Annotated in this window: 4 protein-coding genes and 1 pseudogene; all 5 read left to right on the plus strand. The window is 38.8% G+C overall.

The window, feature by feature from the left end:
• Positions 1–486, plus strand: a pseudogene (locus QZ334_RS06825) (SpoIVB peptidase S55); the annotation flags it as partial.
• 31 nt (positions 487–517) lie between these two features.
• Positions 518–1,279, plus strand: a complete 762-nt coding sequence (locus tag QZ334_RS06830; protein WP_039969447.1) for an MlaE family ABC transporter permease — start codon at positions 518–520, stop codon at positions 1,277–1,279.
• A 20-nt stretch (positions 1,280–1,299) separates the two neighbouring features.
• Positions 1,300–2,058, plus strand: a complete 759-nt coding sequence (locus QZ334_RS06835; RefSeq protein ID WP_295233068.1) for an ABC transporter ATP-binding protein — start codon at positions 1,300–1,302, stop codon at positions 2,056–2,058.
• Entirely contained in the window at positions 2,058–3,317 is a 1,260-nt protein-coding gene (locus QZ334_RS06840) for an MlaD family protein (RefSeq protein ID WP_227720990.1), read from the plus strand. The genes QZ334_RS06835 and QZ334_RS06840 overlap by 1 nt, the downstream gene beginning before the upstream one ends.
• Before the next feature lie 42 nt (positions 3,318–3,359).
• Positions 3,360–4,820 carry a TolC family protein gene (locus QZ334_RS06845; RefSeq protein WP_295233072.1) on the plus strand — a complete coding sequence of 487 codons (1,461 nt, stop codon included), beginning with the start codon at positions 3,360–3,362 and terminating at the stop codon, positions 4,818–4,820.
• The last annotated feature ends 82 nt before the right edge of the window (positions 4,821–4,902 follow it).

A 4,902-nucleotide genomic window follows, 5' to 3' on the forward strand; every position in this document is an offset into this window, starting at 1 on the left:
ACTGATACAAATAATCAAATCGTTGTAGAGTTTTTAGAAGATGGCATTAGTCTTGTTGATGAAGATGGTTCCCAATCTGTTAAAAAAGCTAAACTTAAAGATGTGGAATCAAAACCTATGCCAGGGGATGTAAAGAAAAAAACAGGTCAAGAAGATTTGAGTTCTAGTAAGGACGATGATAATCAAATAGAAAAAACTGCTATTGATACGGAATACATCGTTCAAGGTGATGGTCAATTTACAATTCATGTTATGAAACCAGCCGATCGCGATAAAGCATTAGCTAAACGCGTAAAAGAAGTTAAAAATCAAAGCAAGATGGAACATAAATTAGAATTGGAAGACCAATCCAAAAAGGATAAATCCAGTAAAAAAGATGTGAAAAAGTCTGATAAACAAGATGTGAAAAAATCTGATAAACAAGACCAAAAAACACCTGATAAAAAGGATGAATCTAAAGTAAATGATACTAATGCAGCTGAATAAGCTGAAAATGTAAGGGGAAAGGGCTAAACTGTTGAATTGGCTAGAATCGATAGGACGAGCTGTAATGAACGGCCTATCACAGATGGGGAGTGCTACATTATTGGTGTGGCACACAATTAGACAACTGAAAATGATTAATCTGTGGCATGTGTTTCAGCAGATGGCTCACTTAGGCGTAGATTCGTTGCCGATTATCAGTTTAACGTTACTCTTTGCTGGTGCAGTTATGACCTTACAGATTACAGATGTATTGATTACATATGGTGCACAAAGCACTGTAGGTGGTCTTATGGCTGTTGCTATGGGGCGTGAGTTAGGCCCTATCTTGGTAGGTGTAGTATTAGCTGGCCGTGTTGGTGCTGCTATCACGGCTGAAATTGGTACAATGAAGGTAACCGAACAAATCGATGCGCTTCGTGTTATGGCCGTCGATCCTATTGGTTATCTTGTGGTACCTCGTGTAGTAGCATGTATGATTATGGTGCCTATATTGGCGTTTTATGGTGTAGTAATTGGCATTGCAGGTGGTTACTTTGTGGCTACTGCAATTAAGGGTTTAGCGCCAAGTACCTATTTAGATTCTATTCAAATGTTTTCTACTATTTCAGACTTCACATTAGGCTTAGTTAAGTCCAGTGTGTTTGGTGCTGTTATTGCATTGGTAGGCTCCTATAAGGGGATGGAAACTAAAATGGGCGCAGAAGCCGTAGGCTTTTCCACAACTAGTTCTGTAGTAACTAGTATTATTTTAGTATTTGTATTAAATTACTTTTTATCTACCTTGTTATATTAGTAGATACGCTAGAGGGATTTATGATAGAACTACGCGATGTTGTAGTTGCCTATGAGTCACGTGTGATTTTAGACTCCATTAATCTTACTATCAATGATGGGGAGACGTTGGTTATATTAGGTGGTAGTGGCAGTGGTAAAAGTACATTGCTTCGATTATTAATTGGCTTGCAGCGCCCTACATCGGGACAGATTATTGTAGATGGCACAGATATTACAACATTATCTGAAGATGAATTTAATACAGTACGAAGAAAAATGGGGATGGTATTCCAATACTCTGCTCTGTTTGATTCTATGTCGGTAGGCGAAAACGTGGCCTTTGGCTTACGTCAACATACGGACTTAGGCGACGATGAGATACGACGCATTGTAGCAGAGCGACTAGATTGGGTCGGTTTGAAAGGGTATGAATCCTATATGCCTAACGAATTGTCAGGCGGTATGAAAAAGCGCGTTAGCTTAGCTCGCGCCATAGCGCTAGACCCAAGCTTAATCCTCTATGATGAACCTTCATCCGGCTTGGATCCTATTACATCTGGTACGATTAGTATGCTAATTAAGGGGATGCAACAACGGCTTGGTTGTACTTCTATTGTAGTAACACATGATATGCAATCCGCGTTTTACGTGGCAAATCGCATAGCTTTACTTGATAAGGGGAAATTTGTGGAAATTTCTGATACAATAGACTTTAAGAATTCTACAAATAAAAAGGTACAACAGTTTATTCATGGTGAAGCAGAACCAATTAATGTATCTGCGATGGGAGATGTGTAATGAAGTGGACGACGGAGGCCAAGGTAGGGGCTTTCACAATAATAGGTATAGCTCTATTTATTGCGGGAATACTTTTTGTAGGTCGCATTGATATATGGGCTAAGCCACAAATGACGATTATTGGCGATTTTGCTCAAGTTAATGGCCTAAAAAATGGCAATCAAGTTAAATATTCAGGTGTGGCCATCGGTAATGTCTCTGATATCGAGATTACTCCGCATGGTGTTGTAGTAAAAATGAAGCTTGATGAAAAAACACAAATTCCAAGTGATTCTACGTTCACATTGGGATCAGATGGTTTTTTAGGTGATAAATTTATTCAAATTTCACCAGGTCAATCTAAGGTGTTTTTACAAGATGGTGACTCTGTTAAGGGCGAAGGTGCAGACGCTATGGATAAAGCGATGCAAAGCGCTCAAAAACTAATGGATGGCACCGAAAAAATGTTGCAATCTATTAATAATATTATTGGTGATCCAGCAACGCAAAATGCACTTAAGCATTCCTTGCAATCTACGGCAACGATGGCTGATAATGCTGTAGCGATTACACAAAATATGGCTGATGTAACGGCACAGCTAAATCAAGCTGCTCAACAATTTAATGCAGATGGTAATGCAGGCAATGATATGCGTGCTATTTTGACTAACTTAAAACAAACTACGGATCGTGTAGATAATATGGCTCGTTCTATGGAGTCTACTGTAACTGATCCTAAAGCACAGGAAAATATTAAGGAAACATTACATAATACGGCACAGATTTCAGCTCGCATCAACAAATTGATGGGTGGTAAAGCATATCAAACTGATGCAAGTGGAAATGTAGTAGATGGAAATAATGTTGAAAAAAAGTCATCTACTAAAGTTGAGCCTTCTGTAGATTTGTTATATAACACAACAGATGATGAATTCCGCATCAATGGTCGCGTTCGTGCTTATAATGATAAAGGTATGGCTGAGCTTGGCCTTTCCAATATCGGTGATGGCACTAAATTCGATTTAAATGCCGGTCGATTCATTAGCTCTAAATGGCTAGTACGGGGCGGTATTTTTGAAAGTGAATTAGGACTTGGCGTTGACTATAATTTGCGTGGTCCTGTTTCATTGTCTGCAGCGGTATATGACCTTAACAATCGTAAATATCGTATTCGTAGTGATATACGTTTACATAAAGATACTTATGGGGTTATTCAAATGACCAGACCATTCGGTTCCACGAATGGTGGTACCTACTTTGGTATCAAACAAGTATTTTAAAGACTAATACATTCACTTTAGGTGAGTATGGAGGTACATATTATGAATAAAAAGGTTTTATCCTTGGGTGTAATGCTCTCCTTGGCTACTACAGGTGCAATGGCTGCTGATGTAGTTACAACTTCCGTTAATAATGGAGACCAATTAAGCAAATATCAAAAAGAAGCGATTCAATTAACACAAAAGCAATTAGCTGAAAAATCTGTTCAAGATAGCAAAACATATGAGAGCAAATTGGACCTCGATGAGTCTCGTACCATAGATTTAGCATTGGCGAATAACCGTACTGCAAAACAAACTAAATGGGGTTATGAAGCTGCTAAATCTGCAGTGAGCCAAGTAGCAGCAGGCAAGAACCCTAGTGTTAGCTATGGTTGGTCTGCTCAAAAAACAGGCGGTGACACTGGCCGTGGTAAATCTGGTAGTCATAACTTCTCCATTAGTGCTCCTGTATTTAATCCTCAACTCGATGCAAGTATTGATTCTGCACGTTATACTCGTGAAGGCACTGGCGCTAGCTATGAAGAAGCATTGCAACAAGCAAAATATGATGCTATTAGTGGCTACTATACATTGATCATGAATCGTAATCTTGTTGATGTGGCTCAACAAGCTGTTAAAGATTACCAAGGTCATGTAACAAATGTGCAAGCTCAATATAATGTTGGTTTGGTAGCAAGTTCTGATGTATTGGCTGCTAAAACAAATCTTGCTGATTCTGAAACAAATCTTGTAAAAGCACAAAATTCTGCAAATTTAGCAGAGGCTAGCTTGAATCAAGTCATTGCATATCCTGTACAAACAGCTATTAATACAGCAGAACATGACTTACAATATAAACCTTACAATGTTACATTGGAACAAGCTAAGGCGTATGCTCTACTTCATCGTTCCGCCCTTGTAAAATCTGCTCTTGATGTAAAATCTGCAGAAGAGGCTGTAAAATCTGCTAAATCTGGCTACTTGCCAACGGTAGCTGTAAAAGCTGGTCGTGGTTACGCCGATCCAGATGGTTACTTCGGAACAAGCACAAAATCCTGGAGTGTAGGTGCTATTGCATCTTGGAGCTTATGGGATGGTGGTGCAACACAAAATGCAATTAAAAAAGCAAATGCACAACTTGAACAAGCGAAAGAGGCTAATTTAGCTACTGTTGATGCTGTATTATTAGCAGTACAAAAAGCATACTTGAACTTGCGTTCTGCAGAGCAAACAATTCAAAGCACTCAAACTGCAGTTGCTCAAGGTCAAGAAAGCTTCCGTATTGCTACACTTCGCTATCGTGCGGGGGTTGGTACAAACCTTGATGTACTCGATGCGGAAACTAAATTAACAGATGCTCGTAATAACTATGTACAAGCTCTTTACAATTACAATATTAGCATTGCAGCTCTTGAACAATTGACAGGTGTTCCATTGAATACTCCAGTTGGACAAGGCGCAGAAATTATTGCAAACAGTGGTGCAGCTGAACAATTAGCACAACTTGGTGGCAATCAATAACATAAAAAAGACGACTTGGGTCGTCTTTTTTTATGTGAAATATTTGATATACATAGATTCATCATATATTCATCATATATTC

Origin of the sequence: Veillonella sp., assembly GCF_019414865.1 — a bacterium.
Classification (GTDB): domain Bacteria; phylum Bacillota; class Negativicutes; order Veillonellales; family Veillonellaceae; genus Veillonella.